The sequence below is a fragment of the Huintestinicola butyrica genome (assembly GCF_025567215.1).
Taxonomy (GTDB): domain Bacteria; phylum Bacillota; class Clostridia; order Oscillospirales; family Ruminococcaceae; genus Huintestinicola; species Huintestinicola butyrica.
Genome location: NZ_JAOQKB010000006.1, coordinates 43,661 through 69,413, shown reverse-complemented (window position 1 = coordinate 69,413; position 25,753 = coordinate 43,661). Strand labels below are relative to the sequence as shown.

20 protein-coding genes are annotated in these 25,753 nt (G+C 47.4%); 8 read left to right on the top strand and 12 right to left on the bottom strand.

Annotated elements, in window-relative coordinates:
* The first annotated feature begins 69 nt into the window (after positions 1-69).
* Together OCV68_RS08105 and OCV68_RS08100 are read left to right on the top strand one after the other, a co-directional pair.
* On the top strand, positions 70-1,062 hold the full coding sequence (locus OCV68_RS08105) for an aldo/keto reductase (RefSeq protein ID WP_262571984.1): 993 nt from the start codon (positions 70-72) through the stop codon (positions 1,060-1,062).
* Between the two features lie 8 nt (positions 1,063-1,070).
* A complete protein-coding gene (locus OCV68_RS08100) occupies positions 1,071-2,108 on the top strand; it encodes a glycoside hydrolase family 26 protein (RefSeq protein WP_262571983.1) in 1,038 nt (345 codons plus the stop codon).
* 55 nt (positions 2,109-2,163) lie between these two features.
* On the opposite strand, the gene OCV68_RS08095 is transcribed toward OCV68_RS08100, so the two are convergent.
* Positions 2,164-4,917 carry a glycoside hydrolase family 3 protein gene (locus tag OCV68_RS08095; RefSeq protein ID WP_262571982.1) on the bottom strand — a complete coding sequence of 918 codons (2,754 nt, stop codon included), beginning with the start codon at positions 4,915-4,917 and terminating at the stop codon, positions 2,164-2,166.
* Positions 4,918-5,159: 242 nt separating this feature from the next.
* Between OCV68_RS08095 and OCV68_RS08090 the strand changes: the two genes are divergently transcribed.
* The 3 genes from OCV68_RS08090 to OCV68_RS08080 all read left to right on the top strand — a co-directional run bounded on the left by OCV68_RS08090 (position 5,160) and on the right by OCV68_RS08080 (position 8,124).
* Positions 5,160-6,035, top strand: a complete 876-nt coding sequence (locus tag OCV68_RS08090; protein WP_147621702.1) for an MBL fold metallo-hydrolase — start codon at positions 5,160-5,162, stop codon at positions 6,033-6,035.
* Between the two features lie 179 nt (positions 6,036-6,214).
* Positions 6,215-6,706 carry a zinc ribbon domain-containing protein gene (locus tag OCV68_RS08085; RefSeq protein ID WP_262571981.1) on the top strand — a complete coding sequence of 164 codons (492 nt, stop codon included), beginning with the start codon at positions 6,215-6,217 and terminating at the stop codon, positions 6,704-6,706.
* Positions 6,707-6,861: 155 nt separating this feature from the next.
* A complete protein-coding gene (locus OCV68_RS08080) occupies positions 6,862-8,124 on the top strand; it encodes an AI-2E family transporter (protein WP_022475986.1) in 1,263 nt (420 codons plus the stop codon).
* Positions 8,125-8,183: 59 nt separating this feature from the next.
* On the opposite strand, the gene OCV68_RS08075 is transcribed toward OCV68_RS08080, so the two are convergent.
* The 6 genes from OCV68_RS08075 to araA form a co-directional block, all read right to left on the bottom strand.
* A complete protein-coding gene (locus tag OCV68_RS08075) occupies positions 8,184-9,461 on the bottom strand; it encodes an ABC transporter substrate-binding protein (protein WP_262571978.1) in 1,278 nt (425 codons plus the stop codon).
* Positions 9,462-9,465: 4 nt separating this feature from the next.
* The gene (locus OCV68_RS08070) at positions 9,466-10,257 is read right to left on the bottom strand and encodes an ABC transporter permease (protein ID WP_022475989.1); all 792 of its coding nucleotides are present in this window, start codon (positions 10,255-10,257) and stop codon (positions 9,466-9,468) included.
* 13 nt (positions 10,258-10,270) lie between these two features.
* A complete protein-coding gene (locus OCV68_RS08065; protein WP_022475990.1) occupies positions 10,271-11,077 on the bottom strand; it encodes an ABC transporter permease in 807 nt (268 codons plus the stop codon).
* A 4-nt stretch (positions 11,078-11,081) separates the two neighbouring features.
* The gene (potA, locus tag OCV68_RS08060) at positions 11,082-12,125 is read right to left on the bottom strand and encodes a spermidine/putrescine ABC transporter ATP-binding protein (protein ID WP_147621705.1); all 1,044 of its coding nucleotides are present in this window, start codon (positions 12,123-12,125) and stop codon (positions 11,082-11,084) included.
* A 212-nt stretch (positions 12,126-12,337) separates the two neighbouring features.
* The gene (locus OCV68_RS08055; RefSeq protein WP_262571975.1) at positions 12,338-13,312 is read right to left on the bottom strand and encodes a hypothetical protein; all 975 of its coding nucleotides are present in this window, start codon (positions 13,310-13,312) and stop codon (positions 12,338-12,340) included.
* Positions 13,313-13,452: 140 nt separating this feature from the next.
* Positions 13,453-14,919: an L-arabinose isomerase gene (araA, locus tag OCV68_RS08050; RefSeq protein ID WP_262571973.1), complete on the bottom strand. Its 1,467-nt coding sequence runs from the start codon at positions 14,917-14,919 to the stop codon at positions 13,453-13,455.
* Positions 14,920-15,050: 131 nt separating this feature from the next.
* Between araA and OCV68_RS08045 the strand changes: the two genes are divergently transcribed.
* From OCV68_RS08045 to OCV68_RS08035, 3 genes are all read left to right on the top strand, one after another.
* Positions 15,051-15,896 carry a helix-turn-helix domain-containing protein gene (locus OCV68_RS08045; protein ID WP_262571971.1) on the top strand — a complete coding sequence of 282 codons (846 nt, stop codon included), beginning with the start codon at positions 15,051-15,053 and terminating at the stop codon, positions 15,894-15,896.
* 289 nt (positions 15,897-16,185) lie between these two features.
* Positions 16,186-16,908: a hypothetical protein gene (locus OCV68_RS08040; protein WP_262571969.1), complete on the top strand. Its 723-nt coding sequence runs from the start codon at positions 16,186-16,188 to the stop codon at positions 16,906-16,908.
* A 6-nt stretch (positions 16,909-16,914) separates the two neighbouring features.
* Positions 16,915-17,349 carry a GGDEF domain-containing protein gene (locus OCV68_RS08035; protein WP_262572048.1) on the top strand — a complete coding sequence of 145 codons (435 nt, stop codon included), beginning with the start codon at positions 16,915-16,917 and terminating at the stop codon, positions 17,347-17,349.
* A 297-nt stretch (positions 17,350-17,646) separates the two neighbouring features.
* Here OCV68_RS08035 and OCV68_RS08030 read toward each other — a convergent pair whose 3' ends face one another.
* The 5 genes from OCV68_RS08030 to OCV68_RS08010 form a co-directional block, all read right to left on the bottom strand.
* The gene (locus OCV68_RS08030) at positions 17,647-18,198 is read right to left on the bottom strand and encodes a hypothetical protein (protein WP_262571967.1); all 552 of its coding nucleotides are present in this window, start codon (positions 18,196-18,198) and stop codon (positions 17,647-17,649) included.
* 245 nt (positions 18,199-18,443) lie between these two features.
* Positions 18,444-20,261, bottom strand: coding sequence for a VWA domain-containing protein (locus tag OCV68_RS08025; protein WP_262571965.1), 1,818 nt, complete (start codon positions 20,259-20,261; stop codon positions 18,444-18,446).
* Complete coding sequence (locus OCV68_RS08020; RefSeq protein WP_262571963.1) at positions 20,258-21,283, bottom strand: ATP-binding protein; 1,026 nt, start codon at positions 21,281-21,283, stop codon at positions 20,258-20,260. The genes OCV68_RS08025 and OCV68_RS08020 overlap by 4 nt, the downstream gene beginning before the upstream one ends.
* Positions 21,280-24,963, bottom strand: coding sequence for a cobaltochelatase subunit CobN (locus OCV68_RS08015; protein WP_262571961.1), 3,684 nt, complete (start codon positions 24,961-24,963; stop codon positions 21,280-21,282). Before OCV68_RS08015 ends, OCV68_RS08020 begins: the two co-directional genes overlap by 4 nt.
* A complete protein-coding gene (locus OCV68_RS08010) occupies positions 24,960-25,751 on the bottom strand; it encodes an ABC transporter ATP-binding protein (protein ID WP_022475999.1) in 792 nt (263 codons plus the stop codon). The genes OCV68_RS08015 and OCV68_RS08010 overlap by 4 nt, the downstream gene beginning before the upstream one ends.
* Between the last annotated feature and the right edge of the window lie 2 nt (positions 25,752-25,753).

Genomic DNA, 25,753 nt, shown 5'->3' with positions numbered 1-25,753 from the left:
TATACATTTATACATACGCCTGCTGTGATATAATGGTAATATGAAATTTATCCCGAAAGGAAGGGTCATATGTATATTCCAAACGAAAAAAGGTACGAGAAAATGATCTATAACCGCTGCGGAAAAAGCGGCCTCAAGCTTCCTGCCGTTTCTCTGGGAATGTGGCAGAATTTCGGTTATCAGGGCGTGTTCGCCAATATGGAGAAAATGGTCCACACCGCCTTTGACCTTGGCATAACTCACTTTGACCTTGCCAACAACTACGGCAACCCCTATAATGGCAGCGCCGAGGAAAATTTCGGCAGGATACTTGACAGAGGAATGCGCCGCTACCGTGACGAACTGTGCATATCCACAAAGGCAGGCTTTGAGATGTGGGACGGCCCTTACGGCGACAGGAACGGTTCACGCAAGTATCTCATATCCTCCCTTGATCAAAGCCTTAAAAGAATGGGACTGGAATATGTTGATATTTTCTATCACCATGTTTTTGACCCCGGCACTCCCCTTGAAGAGACCGCAGTGGCTCTTGACAGCTGCGTAAGGCAGGGCAAGGCACTGTATGTGGGTATATCCAACTACAATTCTCAGCAGACAAAGGAGATAATGGGCATTTTCAAGGAGCTTAAAACTCCATTTATAGTAAATCAGCCCTCCTACTCCATGCTCAACAGATGGATAGAAAGGGACGGTCTGGACGATTTTGCTGCAGAGAACGGCATAGGTCTTTCGGTGTTCTCCCCTCTTTATCAGGGCTTCCTGACAGGAAAATATCTCAACGGTATCCCCGAGGATTCCCGTGTGGGCAAGGGAAACACTTGGATAGGCAAAGAACTTGATGACAAGATGATAAAGCGCCTCAACACCCTTAACGTCATCGCTGCTCAAAGAGGTCAGACACTGTCTCAGATGGCACTTTCATGGGTTCTCCGCAACAATGCGGTAACGACTGTGCTTATCGGCGCAAGCAGACCTGAGCAGATAATCGAAAATGTTAAGTGCATCGAGCATCTTGACTTTACAGATGACGAGCTTGACCGTATCGAAGCCGCATTAAAGTGAGGGTCAATATGAAAATAAGAAAATTAGCCGCTTTATTTTTAGCCGCACAGATGTGTCTTATTGCCGTAGGCTGCGCTGACAATACCTCAGTTCAGGCGGAAAATACTGTTTCTGTGACCGAGCTTTCCACAAAGCACAAGACAAGCGAGCATAAGCTCTCAAATCCAGATGCCGATGAGATAACTCAGCAGGTGTATGATTATATCTGCGACAATTACGGCAAGGTAATGCTGTCCTGTCAGCAGGAATCCACATGGATGGACTCACCCGATTATGAGATGGATTATATCAAGGAAACAACAGGCAAGCTTCCCGCTATGAGAGGTCTTGACTTTATGAACGCCGATTTTGACGGCGTTGTTGAGCGTGCAGAGGACTGGTGGGAAAAGGGCGGACTGGTGACTATCTGCTGGCACACAGGCATAAACGGTCTGGGCTATCAGGAAAGCCTTAATGACGAGCCTGATTTTGATAAGCTGCTTAAAAAAGGCACCAAGGAAAACAAGGCAATGCTTGAAAACTGGGACAAGGCTGCCGAGGCATTAGTAAAGCTTCGTGATGCGGGCGTTCCCGTTTTATGGCGGCCATTCCACGAGTTCGACGGCAAATGGTTCTGGTGGGGCAAAGGCGGCGGAGAAAACTTCATCAAGCTCTGGCAGATGATGTACGACCGATACACCAATAAATTCGGGCTTACAAACCTTATCTGGGTTCTGGGTTACTCAGGCGATGTTAGAAGCGGCTGGTACGTGGGCGATGACTACTGCGACATTATCGGCTCGGACACCTATGATAACTCCACCAATAAAAAGGCGTGGAAAAAGCTTGAAAAGATAAACACTGCCGAAAAACCCATGGCATTCCACGAGTGCGGCAATGTCCCCTCCGTAAAGAATTTTGAAAAGGACGGCTGCATATGGTCATGGTTCATGATATGGCACACGGACTACATCAAAAACAATGATGAGAAAAACCTAAAGGAAGTTTATAACAGCGACCTTGTTATCACACTTGATGAACTGCCGAAATTTACGGCTGATAAATAATTCGCCGCATATGCAAAAACCCTCCCGCAGACTTTGTGCCTGCGGGAGGGTTTTATTATACCTCATCAACAAAAGTGAACTTGATATCGTGTATCTTCAGTCCGCTCTGCGCAAAATAAATACGCATTGAAGTAAATCGTGAGAAAAGGAAAATAGAAAATTCCTTTGATACGGGCTTGCCGCCTGTGCCGTTCCATGTAAAGGAAGCAACTGGCGAACCCATGCTGAAAAATGTGAGAGGAAGCTGTGCCAGCTCGCTCTGCTCGGAGCTTGCGGTAATAACTATCTTATACTTACCAAGGTGAGAAACATCGACTGCAAAGGTGAAGTTACTTCCTCTGTCGGTGCAGATGTTTTCGGGGATAAGGGTAAGCTCCTCATCAAGGTTATAGAAGGTGACATCTGCCAGATCCTCGCCGCCGTCATCGGGACGGTTGATTATCTTTATGGTGTCAGCCTCGCCGCACAGGCGCTTCATTGCCTGAGTGTCCATCAGGAAGCGGCAGATATTTGCAGCATTCCTCTGAAGCTCTCCCCTTTTCAGTGTGCCGTCTTCAAGAGCGGATAGTGTGTTGTCCTCGTTGTTGGCGCTGTCGGCACATACCATGTAAACATCGTTCTGCGCCCTTGCCATTGCTGCAAAGTTGGTCTTTGAAACAGGCACGCTGCGCTCATTGATATTTGCCCACCAGTCGGTCATGGTAATGCCCTTAAAGCCCCATTCATTTCTGAGGATAGTTGTGTTAAGGTCATAGTTGCCTGCCGTCCAGAGGCCGTTTACGGAGCCGTAGGTGGTCATTATAGTCTGTGCCTTGCCCTTCTTTACGGCTATCTCAAAGCCCTTGAGATATATCTCACGGAGCGCTCTTTCGGAAACTACAGAGTCAATATTGTGTCTGCCTGTTTCCTGATTATTTCCGCAGAAGTGCTTGATAGTACCTGTTACGCCCTCGGAATGGAGACCTTCCAGCTGGGCGGAAGCCATCTCGCCCGTGAGGAAAGGATCCTCGGAGAAATACTCAAAGTTTCTACCGTTGAGAGGGTGACGGTGAATGTTCATGCCGGGGCCAAGGAGACACTCGACCTTATTTGCCACCATTTCACGGCCTGTGAATGCAAACAGCTCGCTGAGCAGCTGACGGTTGAATGTGGAAGCAAGCAGAGTGCCGTTCGGCAGGCTGAATGCCTTTGTGCCGCAGTCAAGGCGCATACCCGAAGGGCCGTCATCGCAGCAGGCACATGGAATGCCCATAGCTGAGAGCCTGTCTGAAACACCGCCGAATGCGGAAGCTGTTCCCGCAGTTACCTTGGGGCTGCCCATGCCCTCTCCACGGATAATGCAGGAAAGGTCATAGTCGGAAAGCTGTGCGATAAACTCGCTCATGGTGTGCTTGCCGCTCTTTACGTCAGCAAGCTTTATGCCCTTATCATCGGTAAAGGGAATATCGGCAGGGAGATTTGCAATACGTCTCTCGTTTTCGTCCACCTCGGAGGTGGGAACATCTTCCATAACGGGAACGAATTTAAGCTTATGCTCCGCCGCAAAGGGCTTCATGCGCTTAAAAGGAAGCACGGGAGCAAGAGCCTGAGTAAGCTGCTTTACAACAGTAGTTTCGTCAATCTCAAAGGAGAATGCAGCCTCTGCGCTGCGGACATCTGTGCCTGCGCAGATGATATACTGACCCTTTTCAAGCACGTAGCAGCTCTTATGTCCTGTTACGCCAGAATCATCATAGGAAGCAAGGTCGTCAACATTCACTTCAATAGTAAGTATCTGGCTCTCAGCGGGAGCAAGGAGCTTTGTCTTTTCAAAGCCGCAGAGCACCTTTGCAGGCTTGCCCAGCATTCCCTGAGGAGCGCAGGCATAGAGCTGGATAACTTCCTTGCCCGAATAATTGCCTGTGTTCTTGACGGAAACCTCTATAGTTATCTTGCCGTCATTCAGCTCAGAGTGTGTAACAGTATGCTCAAAAGTTGTATAGGAGAGACCGAAGCCGAAAGGATACTGTACCTTTTCGGGAGCAAATGTCTCAAAATATCTGTAGCCTACGTAAATATCCTCGCAGTAGAAGTTGCGGCGGGTATTGCCGAAATACTCGTGAGAGGGGTAATCGGAAACGGAGTACGCAATGGTGTCAGGCAGTTTTCCCGAGGGTGATACCTTGCCTGTGAGCACGTCCGCTGTTCCTGTTCCGCCGATCATTCCGCCCTGCCATACGTACAGAACGGCATCGGGCTTGATGTCCTCCACAAAGTTCATATCAATGATGCTGCCAACGTTCAGCAGAACGATGACCTTCCGGAAATGCTTCCTTACTGTGCGGAGCATACTTTCCTCGCCATCGCTGAGCAGATATGCGCCCTTTTCAAAGCGGTTGTCGTTCTCCTCGCCTGCTGTTCTGCCGAAAATAACGATCGCAGTCTGGCAGAAGTTGGAGATCTTCTCAGCAAGAGCGTCATCAACGGGCATTTCCTCCTGTGACCATGGCTCGCCTCCCCAGCCGTCGCCGAAATCAAAGGGGTGCTCCTTTGTCCATTCCTTGTAAACGTTCAGCAGCTCCTCATTCACCTTAACGCTGCCGCTTTCTTCAAGGCCGTCGGTTATGCCGATAACACGGGACACATTGACAAGTCCGCCCGAACCTGTGCCGCTCTTGTAATAATTCAGCTGAATACGTCCGAAAACAGCCACCTCGCTGTCCTTTCGGAGCGGCAGAGCGTTGTTGTCATTCTTGAGCATAACAATGCCCTCAGAAACAGTTTCGGCAGATTTATCTATGTATTTGTTCCAGTCGAGAACCTTTTCCATATGCAATTTCCTTTCCCATATATGTGATTGTACATTATTTACTAAGTATAGTATAGCTGTTGTTTGGGACAATGTCAAGTCCAATAAAGTACATATTTCATTAACTTTATGAATTATAAAATCACACTATTTTAAATATAATCAGTATAAAAATTCACACTATCATTTTATAATAATTATATACGGAAATGATATAGTATTAAGCGGCTGAGATCAACACCCCACCGCAGAAAGCGGTATTTATGAATGATATCAAGGTAACAGATGCCGCCGCTGTCCCCGGAAGCGCAGCGCTTCTTGTGCAGAACGGCGATAAGGCATTTATGTACGACACAGGCTTCGGCTTCTGTGCGGAAGAAATGGCGGATACGGTCGAAAAAATACTGGGTGGAAAGAAGCCCGATGCCATTATTCTCACCCACTCACACTACGACCACGTTATGGGCTGTGCTGTCCTGGCGGACAGGTGGAGGGATATCCCCGTTATCGCAGGCGAATACACAGCTTATGTGTTCACCCGCCCCACGGCTCTGAAAACCATATACGAGATGGACGTTAACGCCGCCCATGAGCTCGACAAAAAGCCATATCTCACCGACTGCACGGACAGGCTCCATGTGGATAAGGTGGTAAAGGACGGAGAGGTCATTGATGTATGCGGTCTGAAGCTTGAAACAATGGCTTTCCCGGGTCATACAAAGTGCTCTATCGGATTTTACTGCCGTGAAAGCAAGACACTCTTTTCGTCCGAAACTCTGGGAGTTTACAACGGCACTGCGGCGGCTCCCATACTGCTCACAGGCTTTAAGCAGGGTGAACAGTCACTGAAAAAGGCTGCGGCTCTGGGAGCAGAGCATATCGTTCTTCCCCACTGGGGAATGCTGGACGGCGCAGAGGAATGCAGAAAGTATTTTGAAAATGCGCTGTATGAGTTCGAGTGGACGAAAAACCACGTCATAGACTGGCACAACAGCGGTATGTCCGACCATGATATCATAGAAGAGCTTCGCAAAAGGTATCACATAGGTCACATGGGTGCTGTTTATCCCATGAAAGCATTTTACCTCAATACAGGCTATATGGTACCTCTCATTATTAAAGAATACTGTGCAGATTAAAAGAAGATTAAAAAGTGATTCACAAAAATGAGAAATCGCTGTAACCTGTTGACATAACTGCTTTTGTGGGTTATACTGAGAACATAGCAAGAAAGCCAACACAAGGAAGCGATGCAGAAGGCGTTAAGCACCGTCTGCGGTTTCCGAAAACATAACCATATTAACAGGAGGAAAAAATCATGTTTGAAAAATTTGCAGAAACTATCAACAATGCAGGCAAGGCTGTAGGCGAAAAGACTAAGCTTGGTACAGATGTTGTAAAGGCTAACTTCAAGATCTCTTCCGAGGAGAGAGCAATTAACGAGCTTTATCTGGAGATCGGCAAGACCTATTATGACAACAATCTTGACAATCCCTGCTGTGATACCATGAAGGAGCTTTTTGACAAGGTTTCCGAAAAGAAGGCTTCCATCGAAGCTCTCAAGGAGCACGTCCGTAAGATAAAGGGTGTTCTGCTCTGCCAGAACTGCGGTGCTGAGGTAGATGCCGAGAACGACTACTGCGGCAAGTGCGGCACTAAGATCGAAAAGCCCGAGCCTGTTGAGGAAGCTCCCGCTGAGGAGACCGAAGAGGTCATCGACCACGAGGACACCGTAAAGGCTGACGCTGCAGGTGAAGAAGCTCCCGAGATCAAGGTAGAGGTTGACCCCGAGGATAAGCCGGAAGAATAATAAGTGATATCCGCCGCTGTCTTTTAAAAGACAGCGGCATTCTCTTTTTTACGGTATTTTTACTCTTACACTGTTTACAAATGTCGCAAAATGGTGTATAATCTGTATTGTGTGATACGCACAAGGCGTTTGTCACAACGGAAAGGATAATGCCTATGAAGGTTGACTGGAACAGCAAATACACCACAGTGTCGGTATATACGGTAATAACCTTTGCCATATGCCTTGCACTGGTAATAGTTGTATCAAAATTCTCGGTGATAATGGGCGCACTGGGAACTGTGCTCGGCACAATAAGCGCCGTTATCTGGGGCATAGCGATTGCATATCTGCTGAACCCTGTTATGATGCGGACGGAAAGGCAGTTCAAAAAACTGCTTGAAAGAAAAAAGCCCCACCCCAAGCTTTGCAGATTTATAAGCACCGTGCTTGCCATAATCTTCGGCATAGCGGTGATATGCACACTGGTCGCAATAATCGTGCCGCAGGTTCTGGACAGCTTGATGAACATTTTCAACAACGCCCAGAACTATATGAACAACATCTACAACTGGGTAAATACCACTCTGGCGGAATATCCCGAGATAGTAACATATCTTAATAATCAGCTCAATGATATCCAGTCCGCCGTGCTTACCGCCGTAAATAACCTTATCCCAAAGGTGGGCGACTGGGCTGTAAAGCTGAAAGACGGCGCTGTGGGACTGCTGGCAGGTCTAAAGGACTTTATCATCGGATTTATCGTTGCGGTATATCTGCTGCTTGACAAGGAAAAATTCCTTGCTCAGGGCAAAAAGCTTATGACGGCAATATTCCCCCAGAAGATATGCCACAATATGCTGAGAGCTTTCAGAAAAACAAACAACTCCCTCAACGGATTTATCAACGGAAAGATACTGGATTCCTTTATCATCGGTATGATATGCTTTGTGGCAATGAAGCTCATGAAGCTGGAATATTCGGTGCTCATAAGCGTTATCGTAGGTGTAACGAATGTTATCCCGTTTTTTGGCCCTTTTATCGGAGCGATACCCTCCGCACTGCTGCTGCTCATTTCCGAGCCGTCACAGACTATCCCCTTTGTTATCCTGATAGTTGCGATACAGCAGTTTGACGGAAATATCCTTGGTCCCTACATTCTGGGTGACTCCACAGGTCTCCCCGCATTCTGGGTAATGGTGGCCATCTTCCTTGGCGGCGGACTGTTCGGCTTTGCGGGAATGGTGCTTGGCGTGCCAATATTTGCGGTAATATACGCCTTTGCCCAGGAATTTATAGAGAACCTGCTGAAAAAGAAAGGGCTCTCCCCCGACACGGCAGATTATTATCCCGTTCCTGCGGCTGAAAATGAACACAAGCTCTCAATAGGAATATTTGAAAAGCTGAAAAAAGTAAACGTAAAGAACGACAAGAAATAAAAATAACTCCCATGTATGGTACATAACCTTATACATGGGAGTTATTTTATATCAGGACATCAGAAGATGTCCTTTTTGCTTTTAATGTATCTTCTTACCTGAACGGCAATCATAAACACAATGCAGGCGATAAGGAACACAGGCATTATCCATGTGTTGGCATTTTCGTCCTCGGCGGATTTCATTTCCGTCCAGAGGGTCTGCATCTGAAGATTTGCTTCATCGGAAAGATTTACGAATACCGTGGTCTTTTCTCCAATGAAATCCTGATCCGGATAGGAAACGGGATTTGTGCGCACATCTTCATCAAGCTTGTCATACGCCGCTGAATTTGGTGTTGAGTAGCAGATGTAGTCGATATTCGCATAGGCGATATCAGGCTCACACATAAAGTTGATGTACATTTCCGCCGCTTCCTTCTGCTTTGATGATGTGGGAATGCACATTGCGTCAACGAAAAGGTTGGTTCCGCTCTTTGGGACAACGAAGTTGAGAGAGTCGTTTTCGTCCATGATGGTCAGAGCGTCGCCTGCGTAGTAGGGAGCTATAAGAGCATCGCCTGCGCCCATTTTATCGAATATCTCGTCCATAACATACGCCTGGACTATGCGCTTCTGTGCTTTCAAGTCCTCGGCAGCCTTTATAAGCTCGTCGCTGTCCTCTGTGTTCAGCGAAAAGCCGTTCTTTATCTCGGCAATGGCAAAGGCATCACGGGGGTTGTCGAACATAAGGATATTGTCAAGATAATCCTCGTTCCAGAGAATATCCCAGTCGATCTCCTCAGGGGGAATATCTATCATAGTCTCATCGTAGATGATGCCGACTGTTCCCCATGTATATGGCACGGAATATTCATTATCGGGGTCATATTCAAGATTGCGGAAATTGGGCATGATGTACTTGAAGTTTGGGATATTGTCATAGTCAAGCTTCTGCACCATTTTTTCCTTTATCATCTTGTTTATCATATAGTCAGACGGGATAATAATGTCATAGGAAGCTCCGCCGCCTTTCAGCTTGGCATAAAGCTCCTCATTGGTAGCATAGTTGGTGTAATTGACCTTTATGCCCGTAAGCGCTGTAAATTCAGCATTTACATTAAGCGTGCCCTCGTCCGCTCCCGTGCAGATGTACTCGCCCCAGTTATAGACATTTATTGAAATGTTCTTTCCCTTGAAGCGGGTGTAATACTCGGGATCGTCGATAGTAAGGGTCTGTGCCTCGGTCTCCTCCTCGGGGACATCATCGGCAGAAGTATCCTCAGCGCTTTCGGCAGAGCATGAACAAAGCATAGCCGCAGCAAGAAGAGCGGCAATTACGGAAGATATTTTTCTCATGCCCTTACGCCCCCTTTTTCTTAAGCTGTCTTATCTCAATAAAATTCTTGACGATAAGGATAACAACAACTACAACAAATATGATAGTGGAAAGTGCGTTTATCTCGGGAGATACCTTTCGTCTTGTCATTGAGTAGATGGTAACAGGAAGTGTCTGTGATGATGAGCCGCTGGTAAAGTAGCTGATAACGAAATCATCAAGAGAGTATGTGAATGCCATAAGGAAACCGCTTACAACGCCTGGCATTATCTCAGGCAATACCACCTTGATAAACGCCTTGAAGGGGCTGCATCCTAAGTCCTGCGCCGCTTCGTAAAGGTGAGGATCCATCTGCCTGAACTTTGGCATAACGTTCAGGATAACATACGGCACGTCAAAGGTGATGTGGGCTATGAGCAGCGTAACAAATCCGAATTCTAAATTCATTCTTGCCGCAAAGAACACAAACAACAGCATAAGGGATACGCCCGTAACTATCTCAGGGTTGATGATAGGCATATTTGTTATGTTCATAACAATAGCCTTTGGCACCTTTTTCATGCTGTTTATGCCTATGGCAGCCAGAGTGCCAAGGACCGTTGACACAATGCTTGCAATAACTGCGATTATAAGCGTGTTCACCAGAGATGAGATTATGATATCGTTCTGGAAAAGCTTTCTGTACCAGTCAAGAGTAAAACCGCTGAACACGCTCCTGCTCTTTGACTCATTGAATGAGAAAACTATCAGCACGAATATAGGAACATAGAGGAAAAGCATGACCAGCACAAGATAGATTTTTCCAAGCTTTTTCATTCTGCGCCCCTCCTTATATCAGCACCTGATCGTCAGGGCTGAACTGATTCATAACAGTCATAATAACAAGGATAATGACCATAAGAACGAGAGAAATGGCAGCTCCAAGATGAGGATTATAAGCATTTCCCAAGAACTGCATCTCGATAAGGTCGCCTATGAGCAGGTTTGAACCGCCGCCAAGCATTCTTGAAATGATAAATGTGGAGATGGCAGGCACGAACACCATGGTAACGCCCGAGGTTATTCCGGGAAGGCTAAGAGGAACTATCACACGGAAGAGAGTTGCCACTCCGCTGCAGCCAAGGTCGGAAGCCGCCTCGATAACGCTTTTATCTATCTTCACCATTACCGAATAAAGGGGCAGTATCATAAATGGCAGGTAGTTATAGACCATTCCCAGCACAACTGCGCCAGATGTGTTTATGAGCTTCAAAGGGCCTATGCCGATAAGCCCCAGCAGATGATTGATAACGCCGTTGTTGCCGAGAAGCGTCATCCACGCATATGTTCTAAGCAAGAAGTTCATCCACATGGGGAGCATTACTATCATAAGCATGGTCGCCTGCTTGTGCTTTTCCATTCGTGAGAGGATAAACGACACGGGATATGCCACCACAAGGCATATAGCCGTAGCAATTACCGACAGCCATATGGAGCGGAAGAAAATATTCGCATACTGACCCACGTCCTGAATGTTTTTTACGGTAAACTCACCGTCATTGGTGGTAAATGCGAATACTGCTATCATCAGCAGCGGAACAGCAATAAAAACGGTCATCCATACAAGGTACGGAGCCGAGACCCATTTTGTTTTCATATGCTCATTCCTCGCTTTTCTTCATTATGTGGATATCAAAGGGAGCAATATCCATACCTATCATGGTTCCGACAGGCTCGTGCAGCGTTGAATGGATTATCCACTTGTGCTCCATTCCGTCAACTGTCATCTCATAATGAACGCCCTTGAAAACAACGGACTTAACTATTCCCGTAAGCTTTGCGTTTGCGGGAGGAACTATCTTGATATCCTCGGGACGTATCACCACATCTACCTTTTCATTTTTGGCAAAGCCCTTGTCAACGCACTCAAAGCGATGTCCCGAAAATTCCGCAACGCAGTCCTCGGGCATAATGCCGTTCAGGATATTGCTCTCGCCGATAAAGTCAGCAACAAAGGCATTGACAGGCTCGTTGTATATATCTGTGGGAGAGCCGATCTGCTGGATATTACCGTTGTTCATTACCACAACGGTGTCGCTCATGGTAAGAGCTTCCTCCTGATCGTGGGTAACATATATAAAGGTAAGCTCCAGAGCCTGCTGTATCTTGCGCAGCTCCGTCTGCATTTCCTTTCGGAGCTTCAGGTCAAGAGCGCCCAGCGGCTCATCAAGGAGCAGCACCTTGGGGTGATTTACCAGCGCACGGGCTATTGCCACACGCTGCTGCTGACCGCCCGAAAGGCGGGCTACAGAACGCTTTTCAAAGCCTTTCAGATTGACAAGCTCCAGCATCTCGCCCACACGCTTTACTATCTCCTTGTCGGGCAGCTTTTTTACCCTCAGACCGAAAGCAATGTTTTCATACACATTAAGATGGGGAAAAAGAGCATATCGCTGGAACACGGTGTTGACGTTTCTCTTATAGGGAGGAAGCCCGTTGATGCGCTTACCCTCAAAGAAAACATCACCGCTTGTAGGTTCAAGAAATCCGCCGATTATCCTGAGCGTAGTCGTCTTGCCGCAGCCTGACGGCCCCAGGAAGGTTACGAACTCCTTGTCCTTGATATCCAGATTGATTTTTTTCAGGATACGCTCGCCGTCCTCAAAAACGACCTCGATGTCCTTCAGATTAACAATATTTTCCATAAATACCCCGACCCTTCCGCAAAAATAAAGTCAGCGGCCTTTGTCAGTCAGCAAAAGTAACTCAACAAAGCATAACAGTTTTGATTATATCACTTTTGTGCGGCAAAGTCAACGAAATGAGCCACAAATTTTGTAAAATGTTGTATATTTTTGTCGAATACTCTGCAAAAAGTAAAAGCCCCTCAGCGCATCTGCACTGAGGGGCAAAAGTCTTATTTGCCGCTGAACCAATTTACTTTTTCGGGTCCCGAAGTCCGATTGACATGATAATCGTCAAGCTCAATAAGCTCTCCGTTTTCGTCAGGCATATCATAATCATACCCGATGACTGTATAATCAGCGCCGTCCCAGATGTATTCGTCAACAAGAGTATAAGTCGATGCTTTGAGAATGCCGTCGCCGTCAGCAAACACGCCGCCGTATGTCATATCAAAGAAACACGTCTTGTCAAACAGCCTTGCATTTCCGCTGCCGCCTACTCCGTCATAGGCGGGCCAGTAGCAATATACCAGATGCTTGCCGCTGCCGTAATCGGCTGTCTTGTAGGAGGTTATCTCGGAGGTGGATGAAACACAGTTCATAAAGCTTACAAACTCAGCCTCACCGCTGTCCTCAATATAATAGAAGGTCACAGACTTTCCGAAATTTCTGCTGGTTATATCATCAAAACCGCCGTTGCAGAAATCATCGGCTACGTTCTGCTTGTTTTCAATAATAAGATAGTATTCGGTCTCGCCGTCATTGTCAAAATCATCGGCGATATACTTATACTCTGAGGTATCATAGTCGGGAGACACCATTTCAAGCGGCGCAAGCTGACTATAATCGGGATTTTCAGCAGCATACTCAGAGCTGTAAAAGCCTTCCACATCATTTTTCTGCCTTGCGCTTATGCTGTCTATATCGCATACATCGGGATATCCCGAAACAGCTTCGACATCGTTCAGGCTGAGAAGTTCTACCTTCTCTATGTCCATATCAGGCGCAGTTTCTGTGGTAATCTCGGTCTGAGCTTCCGTCGTCTCCGCTTCCGATGATTCTTCCACGGTAGTCTCAGTGGTCTCAACTGTCTCGGAGGAGCTTGAAATCTCGCTTGTACCGGTCTCCGCACCGTTCTCCCCTGCCGCACCGCAGGCTGTCAGCTGCATACACATCAGCAGCACCGCTATTATGTAACGTCTTTTCATTTGTAAGCCCTCTTTCAACGATTTAAAATTGCAAGTCAAATATTTAACTGATATTATGATTATATTACAACTTTGTACCCGTGTCAATAAAAAAATGCACCCCAAAAGCCTTGACCTTTGAGGTGCATATCCCGCATAATTTATCTTCTGAAAGAAGCCATAGTGTCAAGCATTTCAAGCTGCTGCTCAAAAGCATTAAGCTCGGTCTTGTCATTGATGACAACAAGCTCAGTGCCTGTCATTTTTGCAAACAGTCTGATATCATCAGCTGTAAGCGCTGTGGAAACAACCGCATGATGCGCTCCGCCTGCGTATATCCACGCTGCCGAGCCTGTGGCAAAATCGGGCTTTAACTTCCACATAACTCTTGCAACAGGAAGCTTTGGCATAGGCTCAGGCTGCTTTACAAGGGTTATATCTGCGCAAACCAGTCTGAAACGATCGCCAAGGTCTATCATGGAAACAGCGATTCCCTCGCCTGTTACTCCCTCAAATACGAGACGTGCAGGGTCGGATTTTCCGCCTATTCCCAGAGAGTGGACTTCGATCTTAGGCTGCTCAGCCGCAAATACGGGAGATACCTCCAGCATATGGGAAGCAAGCTCGGTTTCGCCGCCTTCGGGCAGGTCATATGTATAGTCCTCCAGGAAGCCTGTTGCACCGTCTCTTCCCTCAGCCATCTTGAAAAGCACGGCAGCAAGGGCAGCGGTCTTATAATCGCCCTCAGGGCCGAAGCCTACGCCCTTTGCCATAATGTTCTGCGCAGCGATTCCGGGCAGCTGCGAAAGGCCGTGAAGATCCTGGAATGTATCTGTGAATGCGGAAATATTCTCACGGGCAAGGAACTTTTCCAGCGCCGCTTCATACTTTGCCTGCTCCCTTACTGCGGCAAGATTGTCGGTATTCATGGCATACTTTTCGGTGTATTCAGCCATTTTTGCATCTATCTCTTCATCTGTGATGCCTGAGATGATATCGCAGAGATCGCCAATGCCATAGTAATTCACGTTCCAGCCGTACTTAATCTCGCTTTCCACTCTGTCGCCGTCTGTAACTGCAACATCACGCATATTGTTGCCGAACATGGCAACTCTCATTCCCCTGCCAAAATCAACTGCAACGGCAGCCTGAGCAAAATGGCGCACTCTTTCGATAACATCGGCGTGCTTGTAATATCCCGAAACGACTTCACGCTTTATGCCCAGACGTGTGCAGATAAATCCGAACTCCCTGTCGCCGTGAGCGGACTGATTAAGGTTCATAAAGTCCATATCAATGCTGTCATAGGGAAGTCTTTCGTTGTACTGGGTGTGCAGGTGAAGCATAGGCTTGCTCAGCGCTTTAAGCGCATTTATCCACATTTTTGCAGGAGAAAAGGTGTGCATCCACATTATAACTCCCACGCAGTCCTTGTCGGACGATGCCTTTGTGCAGATATCCAGCGCTTCGCTGCTGTTTCTTACCACAGGCTGAAAAACAACGCCTGCAATGCCGCAAAGCTGCTCATTCAGATATGCAGCCATTTCCTTTGAGTCCTTTGCAGCCTGAGCAAGAGTCTCCTCGCCGTAAAGGTCCTGACTTCCGGTAATAAAATACAAGGTTTTCATCAGCATTTCCTCCATGCAAATAATATTAAGCTTATTATACCGCACAAACGGGATTTTTTCAAGAATACTGTTTGCCGATTATAGACATTTATTAACCTGTGTGGTATAATATCCTAAAAGGAGTGAGCAGCATGATAGCACGATATGAGCAGAGCGTTCTTTCGGGGCGTTCACAGGTGACAGTCCAGCGTTACATGGGCTTGCAGAATCTTCCCCACTGGCATATGGAAAGCGAGCTTATCTTTGCCCAAAAGGGCAGCGCAGAGGTAATGTCGGAAAACACGGTCTATCCTCTATCCCAAGGCAGATGCGTTTTTATCCGCAGCGGAGCTGTGCATTACATAAAGGCGGAAGCGGAAAGCATCATCACTGTTATGAAGATAGACTCCGAGCTTCTTTTTTCATCATACGGAGAGCAGACAACTGTTTGTCCCCTGCTGGAAAACGAATATGATTTTTCGGATACCTTTGAAAAAATCAGACAGGAGATATCCCGGGGGCAAAAATATTATGAAGTGATATGTTCGGGTCTTGCCTCTGCCGTTATGGCTGAGATATTCCGAAATGAAAAGGCGGAGGCGCTGAAAAGCTCCTCGGAAAGCACGGCATACAAGTCGCTTCTCAGCCACATTTCCGAGCATTACGCCGATATGACCTTTGATGAGGCTGCCGATTTTATGTGCTTCAGCAAGCCTTATTTCTCCAAGTATTTCCGCAGAATGTCGGGTATGACCTTTTCGGAGTACCTGAACATCGTCCGTGTAAGCGCCGCCGCAAAAATGCTGTCCAAGGGTATGCCTGCGGGAGAAGCCGCACTTGCCGCTGGCTTCGGAACTATACGCAGCTTCAACCGTGTTTTCAAGCAGCTCACAGGCTTTACCCCACGGGAGCTGCCAGATGACTATGTTTTCATAGGCGGTCCGACTGCAGATGACAAGGGCTTTGACCCCACTCTGCCGGTGAGCAGGGTGATATAGCTTATGCTTAATAAATTCAATGCTCCAGTCTGTCCGAAAAACCCATCAGTGCTGCAGTGTATATTTTTCTTTAAAGAGTTGAATTTCGCATACAATTATGTTATAATTATGTAATTACCATTGTGGATTTTATATTATTGTCAGCGGAGCAGAAATATGCTCATATCCGTTGTGGCTGGCACAAAGGCTAATGTGAAAAAGATGAAAGTATGAACGAGCGTTATAATATAGGCATTCTGGTTGCAAACATTATGGATTCATTCAGCAACAGGGTGTCAAAGGGTGGCTTGTGCCCAGAATGATAGAGTCCGTTGACGGCTGCCACAAGTGGCTTATGAGGAATGCTCCTGCCGAAAATGTCTCTGTTATCAACAGGATATTCAAATACACTGTAATAAAAATATCCAACGGAATGATAAATGATTTCAAGAAGCTGGAAGACAGCCAAAAGGAGCACACACATCTTTCCAATCTTTTCACAAGGGACACTCTTATGTTCAATGAAAATATGGCAATGAGCTATGCCCGTATGATGAACAAGTTTTACTGTCTTGACATAAAGTCAAGCTATCTTTTCCTCATTGATGAGCCTGCGGAATATCACAACAACGGAGAATTTCCGAAGAATCTTAAATGGAAATTCATGTCATATCAGGACGGAATGAACTTTAGCATGGTCCCTGCCAATGAGCGTGACGTTTCATCTGAATATATGTACCGAAACAAATATATCTCCGATTCCGAGCGTCACACATTCATCATTGCCGACCTGTATTCAAGAGAATATCAATACGGTCTGCTGCTCTGCGAGCCGACCTCCGACAAATTCTTTGCTGACCTTGAACTGGTGGTGTATCAGGTAAGTGCTGCGGTTAAGCTCATAAATCTTATCTCCGAGCAGGACAGGATAAACGAAAAGCTGCACATGAAGAATATCGCTCTGGAAAATCTGTCCGAGATAGATGAAATGACGGGCATTTATAACAGACGTGGATTTTACAGAGCCGCATAGGCATTTATCGAAAACAACAAGGGAAAAGATATTATCGTCTGCTATGCGGATATGGATAACCTGAAGCTGGTAAATGACGGATACGGCCATTCCGAAGGCGATTTTTCAATAAAAAGCCTTGCACTGTGCCTTAAAGAAGCATTCGGTGAAAACGGCATTGTGGGAAGAATGGGCGGCGATGAGTTTGCGGCATTTATCCTCAGCGAGAAAACAGAGGGCATTGAAAGCATAATCGGCAAAAAGCGCAGGTACATAGAGCATCTCAACCGGACGGCAAACAAGCCTTATCATATAGATATGTCCATGGGATTCTGCGAATGTGTCTGTGAAAACTCCTATGACTTTAAGGAAGCCGTTGACAAGGCTGACGGCAAGCTTTATGATAACAAGACTGAGAGGAAAAGAAGAAACAAGAATAAAGTCTCCGAAACTGAACATTGAGCATATAAGAACCCGTCTTCACAAGCATATGCGCACGTCTTTTCGGCAAATTTTGCCGCAGACTGCGTTAAAAATCCTTGCCGGGCGAAAGCCCGCCTGCGGATTTTTGCCTACTCTGCAACAAAATTATGCTCGAAAATCCGCACACATTTCTTATGAAGACAGGTTCTAAAAAGCATCGTTCGCAAAGAAAATTCTACTTTGCGGACGATGCTTTTTTGTATGCTATATGCTTTGTTCCAAAACTATGACTGCGCTGTGTCTCCAACCGACGAATTTCAGACTTTTTGCCGATAATCAGCTTACCATATCAGCAACAGATACTCCGTACTGCTCGGTAAAATAGCTTTCGATAGCGGCAACGTCGCCCTTCATTTTCTCGTTTGCACTGTCGTATCTGCCGTTGTCCTTTGTGCTCTGAGTGGAATCATTGCGGTCGGAATCCTCTATCTTTACTATCTCGCCTGCGGCAAGGTCATAGGTGTAATAGAAGCCTGTTCCCATCATAGAAACATAATAATACTCCTCAACAGTGTTGCTGTTATAGTCAAATGTGTAGTATTCGACTGTTTCATTGCCGTTAAGGTCGGTCTTAACGAATTTGACTGTCTTTGCTGCCTTGTCAGCGGTTATTTTCAGACCTGCACCGTCAAATGGCGAATGCTCGGTGTCAAGATAAGTAAGCACACCGTTTTCGTCTGTGAATGCAGCTGTGCCGACGCTGCTTTCCTGCTGCTCTGCCTGAGTGCTTGCCGCATCTGTCTGTGACTGAACGGCAGCATCACCCGAACAAGCTGTCATTGACATTACTGCTGCGATGGCTGCAATAGTTAAAATTACCTTTTTCATTTCATATTCCTCCTAAAATCTTAGAACCTGTCTTCATAAGAAATGTGTGCGGATTTTCGAGCATAATTTTGTTGCAGAGTAGGCAAAAATCCGCAGGCGGGCTTTCGCCCGGCAAGGATTTTTAACGCAGTCTGCGGCAAAATTTGCCGAAAAGACGTGCGCATATGCTTGTGAAGACGGGTTCTTATAATGACTATATTAAGCCTTTCGGCTGTCATTCATTGTTATACTGTTTAAAACAAAGGTCAGTTTATAAAGCTGCGGACATTTTCCTCCACAGCAGTGCCTGAAATATCATCAAGCCTGACATACTCTGCATTCATATGCTCGGCTATCTGCTTTGCAAAGCCGAATCTGATATAGCTGTTTTCGGTATCCAGCACCATTGCCCCCACTCCCGACGAACGCACCTGTTCAGCCATAAAAACGGCATCTTCAAAGGGATCTCCGAAAAGCGGGATATTTGCCTTGCCGTCGGAAATAAGAATCAGATATTGAAGCGCATCGGGTGTCCTTATCCGCTCCGCTCGAAGAAGCTCATTTGCCTGCAAAATGCCTGCCGCCAAAGGTGTTTTTCCCCCTGTGGGAAGCTGGTCCATACATTTTCTTGCAAGCTCGGGACTTCCTGTTATACTGAGAAGTATCTGTGCACCCTTTCCGCTGAATGAGACCACACCCACACGGTCACGCTTCCTGTATGCTTCCGAAAGCAGACCACGCACTGCGCCCTTGACCGCTCTCATACGGCGCTTTGCACCCATGGAGCCGCTGGCATCTACCACAAACAAAATAGTGGCACCTGTGCGCTTTTCCCTTACCTTCTGCCTGAGGTCGGAGCTTCTGACAGCAAGCATCATACCGTTTTCGGGAGTTCTGCTGCCTCGGTTCAGCGCCGCACAGCAAAGTGTGGGTATCAGAGCAATATCACGGCATTTTCCGTGGGGAACGGTGCTGCGCACATATCGACCGCTGCTGTCGTTGGCAATGGTCTTGCTGCGCTTTCCGCTGCCGCCGTTCTTTCCTGCGGCATTTATGCTCTCGGCTGAAAGCGGAAGCTCCTCCCCTGCCATCTCGGTATCACTATGGCTCTTGCCGATGTTATTGTCATCGGCAGCGTCGCTTTGCGGTGTATCGGACTGCACCTGGGCATTATCGGGCGGAGTTTCTTCACGACTGTCCGACTGCTCTTCATGCTCGGCAATATTCTCTGCAGGCGGAGCAGACCTCATTCTGTGGGGAAGCACCAGCTTGGCAGCTTCGGCAACATCATTTTCGCTGACATTATCATCGCCACGCCATGCACAAAGGGCTTTGGCAGTCTCAGTCAGGATTATTTCGCACCTGTTGCCCTCGCAGCAGGCTTTATTCGCGGTGAGAGCAATGAGCCTGAGTATTTCCTCCGACACCGAAACCGACGCAAGCCTTTGGGAAGCCTCTCTTATGCTTTCCGCAAGCTGCTCCTCTGCAGATCTATACTTATTGCAGAAGCTTTCGGGATCACTTTCGTATTCAAGCCTGCGCCTGATGATCTCCGTGCGCCTGTCAACGTCATTTTCACCCGTGACATTTACAAACAGCCCGAATTTATCCAGAAGCTGCGGGCGAAGCGATCTTTCCTCTGGGTTCATCGTCCCTATGGGGATACATCGGCATGGGTGGCTGTAGGATATGCCGTCACGCCGAACAATATTTTCCCCCGATGCTATGACCTCTGCCAAAATACCCGCAGTGTGGTTTCCCAGCAGATTTATTTCATCAACATAGAGGAAATTTCCGTCAGCATCATACAAAAGTCCCTTTTCAAAGCGTTTCACTCCGCCGTTTACCGCTTCTGACAGATCAAGCGTACCCACAAGCCTGTCCTCGGTAACGTTCAGCGGAACTTCAATGACCTTTCTCCCCGCCGCAAAGGCAAGTCCTCTTACAGCAGTGGACTTTGCAGTCCCCTTTTCTCCCGAAATAAGCACGCCGCCTATTGCAGGGTCAACGGCACTTATGATAAGCGCAAGCTTCAGCTGCTCCTGCCCAACTATCGCCGTGAACGGATACGGGAAGAGGCTCATATTTGCTCACGGCTTTCTATCATCTCAAAAACAGCCGCAATGTCCATATGCTGCTCCTCAAAGGGCTTTCTGCGCATTCTGTGGGGAAGCACAAGCTCTGCCGCAAGCTTCATATCCTCCTTTGAAACCGCATTCCTGCCCTCATAGGCAGCATTGGCGCAGGCGGTCTTTATCATGGATATATCCGCTCTGTGTCCGTCAACCCCAAGAGATACGGATATCTCCGCCGCAAGGCGCAGTATTTCATCGGAATAAGTAACGCTCCCAAGCATTTTGCCCGCATCGGTTATCCTGCGGCAAAGCTTTTCCTGCTCGGGTCTCCATTTTTCAAGGAATGCCACGGGATCATTCTCATATTCAAGATAGCGCTTTACGACCTCGGTTCGCATTTCAATATCCGTCTCGCCCCTTACATCTACCACAAGACCAAATCTGTCCAGAAGCTGCGGACGGAGATCGCCCTCCTCTGGATTCATCGTGCCCACAAGCACAAATCTTGCAGGATGACTGAACGAAACACCCTCACGCTCCACAGTGTTAATGCCCATAGCCGCCGAATCGAGTATAACGTCAACAACATGGTCGTCCAGCAGGTTTATCTCGTCAATGTAAAGAATATTGCGGTTTGCATCGGCAAGTATTCCCGGTTCGAAGTGCTTTTCGCCTGTTTTCAGCGCTCGTTCAATGTCAAGAGTTCCAACCACTCTGTCCTCTGTGGCGCTGACAGGCAGATCGACCACCCTCATATGCCTTTTGACTGCTTTAAGCTCGTTTTTGCTGCGGCAGCTGTCGCACTGGCAGCTCCTGTCATACGGGTCACAGGAAAAGGGACAGCCCTCCGCTTCCATGCGCTCGGGGAGAACCTCAGTCAGCGCACGTACAGCAGTGGATTTTGCCGTGCCCTTTTCGCCCTTTATCAGAACTCCTCCCAGTGCGGGATTTATCAGATTAAGTATCAACGCACGCTTCATTTTTTCCTGTCCCACTATTGCCGTAAATGGGAAATAGGCTCTTTTATTCATTGGTCTTCACCCTCTATCCTGTTTTCTGTTTCAAGATAAGCCTGACGTATGGCTTCAAGCTGCTCTTTATCCGCATTCCAGTAGCCCCGACGGCTGTATTCCTCCATCTGCTCCAGAATATCCATGTAAGCATATGGGTTGTTTTCAGCCATGCGGCGGCGCATTTCCTCATCCTGCGCATATTTTGCGCAAAGGTCATTGTATATCCACTGCTCAACAGCTCCCGTGGTTGCCGCAAGACCCATAACATTCTCAAAACGGTCGGCTATCTTCTGCGCTCCGTGATATTTGTGAGCAAGCATACCGTCTATCCACTTGGGGTTGAGCACTCTTGTCCTGATGCCCTTTGCTACAGCCTTTTCGGCAGTTTCGGTAACAGGCACCGCTCCCGTTGTGTCGGTGATAAGCATTACCGCCTTTTGTCCCCTTACCATCTCAACGGATTTGGCAAGTCCGCCGAAAAATTCATAGTAATGGTCAAGGTCGGTTATCTCATATTCGTTGTTGTCACGAACCTGAGAGACTATCTCCACGCTTTTGAGATTTTGCTCGTAAAGGTCACCCATGTCTCCGCCACGTTCTTTTCGGTTATAGGCATAATGCAGAGATGTCAGGAACCGGCTTCCTATCTGCTCTTCCTTTTCCCATGCCTTTGTCTCGATTATGGAGGTTATGCCCGTGCCGTATTCTCCCTCTCGGGGTCCGAATATCCTTGTTACTGAAAGCCTTTCTGCTTCATCGTGGTCATATCCCCTGTCGGTCAGATAGGCATAAAGCTTTTTGGAATTTGCCTTCATATAGTTCTGCCCGTCCGTTTCGTCCGCTTCGTTCACAAGATGAAGAAGATCGTCCAGATTATCAATGATATTCGGGAAAAGGTCACGGAAAAATCCGCAGATGTTTATTGTAACGTCAATACGGGGTCTGCCCAGCTCCTCAATGGGGATAAGCTCATATTTGGGGTTCCATGCCGAATTTCCCTTTGCAAGCCTTGCGCCAAGGTAAGCCATTATCTGTCCGATAGTCTCACCCTGGGTGCGGGATGTCTCAAGTCCCCACAGTATCACCGCAGTGGAATTGGGGTAATGGTTGTATTTGTCAAAATAGGTTTTGATAGTATTTTCCGCCGCTCTTGCGCCACGCTGATATGCTGTCAGAGTTGGCACAAAACGCTGGTCAAACTGATAAAGATTATATCCCGATGGAAGCACCTCAGGGCTGCGGTATATGTCTCCGGCTGCCTTTGCAGGGATATATCCGCCTGAAAGTGCATTCAGCAGCTGCTCATTTTCGGCATTCTGCTTTACCTCGGCATATTTTTTTCGTCCGTACTCAATAGTTCTGCTGAGCTTTTCGGGAACACTTTCGCCTGCAAAATATTTATCTAAATATTCCTCAGCCAGAGCGTTTATTTTTCTGAGCGGCTCGCCGCCCTTTTCTTCTGCCCCCACAAGGTCAATGCCAAGCTCCTCGGCAGCGATATCGCACAGCGACGGTGTATCATCGTGAGGCTTTTTCAGCAGCTCACGGACATAGCACTGCGCCTCTTCATCGGAATAAGCCTGACCGAAAATGTGCAGACCTTTGGGAATGAGGGAGCTGTTCAGGCGGTAAAGCTCCGACTCAAGCTCTTCCATATCCGTCGGCAAACTTAGCTTTTCGGCAAGGGCGGCGATATTCTGCTTTACTTCATCTGCCGCACTTTTTGAAAATGCAAGCTGATGATGATAGTCGTCCAGCATTTTTGCAAGCTCCGCATACTCGCCGTAAAGTCCGCTCTGAATAAATACAGGCGGTTGATAGCCCACAAGTGCGGCATGGGAGCGGCGCTTGGCAATAGTTGCTTCCGCAGGATTTCCGCAGTAATACAGATAAAAATGCGGCGTGTCGTAAAGCAGCATATCGGGATAGCACGTTCCGCTCATTCCGCATTCCTTGCCCTTTAAAAATTCCAGAGTTCCGTGTGTTCCTACGTGGATAACAGCGTCCGCACCGAATTTATCGTGAAGATACCTGTAAAAAGCAATGTACTGATGATGCGGCGGAAGAGACTTATCATGATAAAGCTTGTCGTTATCCTCGTGAAGCCCTCTTGACGGCTGGATACCCACCAGCACATTTCCATATACAGCAGCAGGAATAAGGAAATCACCGTTATCATCGGTCATGATATCTCCGCCCAGTTCGCCCCATGCGTTTACTACGGAATTTCTGTCAGCAAAGCCGTTCAGGAATTTTTTATAGTCCGCCAGCGAATATCTGAGCATTTTATCATCATCGGAATATTTGCCCGTATTGACAAGACCGCCGTTTATAAAGTCGGACATGAGCTTTTGTGCATCAGCCTCTTCCGCAGTATAGCCGTTGTTTTTCAGAAGCGAAAGGATAGCCGAAACTGACTCGAATGTATCCAGAAATGCACCGCCGAAAACATTGGACTCTCCGGGTGGGTAGTTATAGCATATTATCGCTATCTTCTTGGCGGAACGGGCTTTCTTTCTGAGCTCTATAAATTTTTCCGCACGGTCTGCAAGAGCTTCAAGGCGCTCTTCGATTATTTTTATCTCGTCGGAGGTAACGTCAAACTCCTCATCATACATAGGTTCTGTTTTGGCACCAACCGGAAGCGTAAGCATTGCTCCGTCCTGCTCGGGAAGCATTACAGATATAAGCACCTCTGAGGCTGTGCAGCCCTGCACCGAATCATTCCAGTCCTTTTCCGTGCGCCTTGACATAAAGAGCGGGTGCAGATAGGGAACATTAAGCTCTTTGAGCATATCTGTTCCCGCTGAAATGTTTCCGCCCATAGGGCCTGCGCTCAGTCGGAAGGACATACAGTTCATTATAAGCTCGGTCTTTGCAGGCATAAACTCTGTCAGCAGCTTTTTCAGCGTTCCGTCATTTATGCCGTCCATTCCCGAGACTGCCACAGGCAGCACATTTGCGCTCTTCTGCAGGCGCTCGCATATCTCAGCCACTGCCCCCGAATAGTCCATAGGATAAATATGGCCATAGTAAAGGAACGCAATAACAGGCTTTTCCTCATCAAAAGGAAAATCGGTGGAAAACTCCTTAAAGCTGCCGTAGCATTTCATATCCTTTGGCCTGCAGACCACAGCCGCAGGTACCTCCCTCGGTTCGGCGGGCTTGGGCAGCTTTTTCCCGCCTCCATATTCCCTCAGTATGAGATACAGCATATTCAGGATATTGTTATAGTCCGCAACATAGAAATACTTGCAGATAAGCGAGTAATTTCTCATATCACGCATTTTTCCGGGCATGATCTTTCCCATAGCCTCCGCCATGGACTGCATTTTCTTCATAGCTGCCATATCGGGCTTTTTTCCGCCGCCTGACATCATTCCCGCTGCGGAAAAGCTGCCCAGCTTCAGGTATTCCCTTGCCGAATTGCCGTAAGGGATAACATTTCCATTACATTCCCTAAGCCCCTTATAAACAGCCTTTACAGTCTCAACAGGGCTTCCCATAAGGTCAACAAATACCATATCGGAGGTCTTTATATCGGATATGAGCCTGTCGGTCTTTTCTTTGCCATACTCTGTGACTGCATAGTAAAGGCGCAGCTCCAGAAGTTCCTCTTCAAGGCTCATTATCTCCTTTGCCGCTTTCATCAGACTTTTCAGGGCAGGGGCGGAAACGGTTATAAAAGTAAATTTCATTGTTTTTTCCTCTTTGCATAAAATACAGGCGAATTATCCTCGCTGTCGGAAAGTATCTCCGCTTCAACGCTGAACACGTTTTCAAGCTCGCCGTTCTCAAGCAGCTCTCTCGGAGCGCCGATAGTATGTACCTTGCTTCTGTTCAGCAGGATCAGCTCATCGGAATATCTTGCCGCATGATTCATGTCGTGCAGCACCATCACAACGGTTATCCCCTCTTCACGGTTGAGCGCCGCCACAAGCTCCATTATCTCCAGCTGGTGAGCGATATCAAGATAAGTCGTCGGCTCATCGAGAAGCATAAGCTCAGGCTTCTGCGCTATTGCCATGGCAATACGGGCACGCTGCCTTTCGCCGCCTGAAAGCGCATTTATTTTTCTGTCCTGCAGCTTTGTCATGCCTGTGCGCCTGATTGCCCATTCAACAATGCTTTTATCCTCGCTGCCCGTGCCTGACCACCACTTTTTATGGGCATATCTGCCGTATTCAACCAGCGTTTTAACGGTTATATCGCTCATGCTCGTGTCATTCTGGCACAGCACCGCCATTTTCTGCGCCACAAGCTTTGTATTGGTGCGGAAAATATCCTTTCCGTCAAGCAAAACCTGTCCGCTTTGCGGACGGAGATTTCGGCTCATTGCCCTTATGAGGGTCGTTTTTCCGCAGCCGTTGGGGCCAATTACGGAATATATCTTTCCACGCTGTATATCAAGGCTTATGCCGTCAAGGATACGGGAATTTCTGTAGCCTGCGCAAAGATCTCTCACAGATAAAATAGTATTTTCCATAT

Bases quoted from the DNA above. Each gene is read 5' to 3' on its own strand.
- OCV68_RS08105 (WP_262571984.1), top strand. From the start codon at position 70: ATGTATATTCCAAACGAAAAAAGGTACGAGAAAATGATCTATAACCGC.
- OCV68_RS08100 (WP_262571983.1), top strand. From the start codon at position 1,071: ATGAAAATAAGAAAATTAGCCGCTTTATTTTTAGCCGCACAGATGTGT.
- OCV68_RS08095 (WP_262571982.1), bottom strand. From the start codon at position 4,917: ATGGAAAAGGTTCTCGACTGGAACAAATACATAGATAAATCTGCCGAA.
- OCV68_RS08090 (WP_147621702.1), top strand. From the start codon at position 5,160: ATGAATGATATCAAGGTAACAGATGCCGCCGCTGTCCCCGGAAGCGCA.
- OCV68_RS08085 (WP_262571981.1), top strand. From the start codon at position 6,215: ATGTTTGAAAAATTTGCAGAAACTATCAACAATGCAGGCAAGGCTGTA.
- OCV68_RS08080 (WP_022475986.1), top strand. From the start codon at position 6,862: ATGAAGGTTGACTGGAACAGCAAATACACCACAGTGTCGGTATATACG.
- OCV68_RS08075 (WP_262571978.1), bottom strand. From the start codon at position 9,461: ATGAGAAAAATATCTTCCGTAATTGCCGCTCTTCTTGCTGCGGCTATG.
- OCV68_RS08070 (WP_022475989.1), bottom strand. From the start codon at position 10,257: ATGAAAAAGCTTGGAAAAATCTATCTTGTGCTGGTCATGCTTTTCCTC.
- OCV68_RS08065 (WP_022475990.1), bottom strand. From the start codon at position 11,077: ATGAAAACAAAATGGGTCTCGGCTCCGTACCTTGTATGGATGACCGTT.
- potA (WP_147621705.1), bottom strand. From the start codon at position 12,125: ATGGAAAATATTGTTAATCTGAAGGACATCGAGGTCGTTTTTGAGGAC.
- OCV68_RS08055 (WP_262571975.1), bottom strand. From the start codon at position 13,312: ATGAAAAGACGTTACATAATAGCGGTGCTGCTGATGTGTATGCAGCTG.
- araA (WP_262571973.1), bottom strand. From the start codon at position 14,919: ATGAAAACCTTGTATTTTATTACCGGAAGTCAGGACCTTTACGGCGAG.
- OCV68_RS08045 (WP_262571971.1), top strand. From the start codon at position 15,051: ATGATAGCACGATATGAGCAGAGCGTTCTTTCGGGGCGTTCACAGGTG.
- OCV68_RS08030 (WP_262571967.1), bottom strand. From the start codon at position 18,198: ATGAAAAAGGTAATTTTAACTATTGCAGCCATCGCAGCAGTAATGTCA.
- OCV68_RS08025 (WP_262571965.1), bottom strand. From the start codon at position 20,261: ATGAGCCTCTTCCCGTATCCGTTCACGGCGATAGTTGGGCAGGAGCAG.
- OCV68_RS08020 (WP_262571963.1), bottom strand. From the start codon at position 21,283: ATGAATAAAAGAGCCTATTTCCCATTTACGGCAATAGTGGGACAGGAA.
- OCV68_RS08015 (WP_262571961.1), bottom strand. From the start codon at position 24,963: ATGAAATTTACTTTTATAACCGTTTCCGCCCCTGCCCTGAAAAGTCTG.
- OCV68_RS08010 (WP_022475999.1), bottom strand. From the start codon at position 25,751: ATGGAAAATACTATTTTATCTGTGAGAGATCTTTGCGCAGGCTACAGA.